Source organism: Motilimonas pumila, from assembly GCF_003596335.1.
Taxonomy (GTDB): domain Bacteria; phylum Pseudomonadota; class Gammaproteobacteria; order Enterobacterales; family CBDFNC01; genus Motilimonas; species Motilimonas pumila.
Genome location: NZ_QZCH01000155.1, coordinates 1 through 586, shown reverse-complemented (window position 1 = coordinate 586; position 586 = coordinate 1). Strand labels below are relative to the sequence as shown.

The following is a 586-nucleotide window of genomic DNA, read 5'->3' as shown; positions in this document are numbered from 1 at the left end:
GGGCGCATCGACCTGTTCATCAGCGCGGCGCGCAAGCTCGGCCCGGAAATGCGCGTGCAGCCGTTGTTCACCACGTCCTTCGTCGGCGTGGCGCGCCAGGGCCATCCGATTTTTCGCGCCGAGATCACGCCGGAGCGGCTGACGCGATGGGGTCATATCGGCGTATCGCGGCGCGGCAAGTCCGCGGGGCCGATCGACGACGCCCTGCAGGCGCTCGGACTGCGCCGCCGCGTCGTGCTCGAACACGCGCAGCATCATCGCGTTCTTGTTGCCGAGCAAGAACTCGACGACGCGGTATTGCAGCGACTGAAAGCCCGACGACGGCCCGAGCACGTCGCGGAATTCGAGATATTCGGCTGGCGTCAGTGTCTCCAGCACCGACCACTGCTCGGTGAGCTGACGCAGCACCTGCTTGACCCGCGCGACGATCTTGCCGAACTGCCAGACCCGGTCGGAGCGCAGGCATTCGATCGCCGCGCCAAGCTCGTGGATCATCAGCTTGAGCCACAACTCCGACACCTGATGCTGGACGATGAACAGCATTTCGTCGTGATGCGGCGGGCTCGACAGGGGTTTCTGCGCGGAC

2 pseudogenes are annotated in these 586 nt (G+C 65.7%); one reads left to right on the top strand and one right to left on the bottom strand.

Features of this window, described 5'->3' with window-relative positions:
• Positions 1 to 48: 48 nt before the first annotated feature.
• A pseudogene (locus tag D1Z90_RS22155) lies at positions 49 to 195 on the top strand (LysR family transcriptional regulator); the annotation flags it as partial.
• A gap of 114 nt (positions 196 to 309) precedes the next feature.
• On the opposite strand, the pseudogene D1Z90_RS22150 reads toward D1Z90_RS22155, so the two are convergent.
• A pseudogene (locus D1Z90_RS22150) lies at positions 310 to 543 on the bottom strand (tryptophan 2,3-dioxygenase family protein); the annotation flags it as partial.
• Between the last annotated feature and the right edge of the window lie 43 nt (positions 544 to 586).